Genomic DNA, 320 nt, shown 5'->3' on the forward strand with positions numbered 1-320 from the left:
ATTTAGAAGTGATTGGCGAAACAGAAAAAAGAGGAACTGTCATCCATTTCAAACCTGACGCTGAGATCTTTCAGGAAACAACGACTTATGACTTTGATACACTTGCTACGCGGTTACGTGAATTAGCATTCTTAAATAAAGGATTAACAATTGTTATAGAGGACAAGCGTGAGGACGGGAAAGAAGCAAAATATCACTATGAAGGTGGAATTGCTTCATTCGTTGAACATTTGAACCGTTCAAAAGAAGTATTACATGAAGAGCCGATCCATATTGAGAGTGAAAAGGATGGGCTAAATGTAGAAGTAGCTGTTCAATAT

1 pseudogene is annotated in these 320 nt (G+C 37.5%); it reads left to right on the top strand.

Annotated elements, in window-relative coordinates:
* A pseudogene (locus tag KH400_RS23710) lies at positions 1 to 320 on the top strand (DNA topoisomerase IV subunit B); the annotation flags it as partial.

The sequence above is a fragment of the Desertibacillus haloalkaliphilus genome, from assembly GCF_019039105.1.
GTDB classification, from domain to species: domain Bacteria; phylum Bacillota; class Bacilli; order Bacillales; family KJ1-10-99; genus Desertibacillus; species Desertibacillus haloalkaliphilus.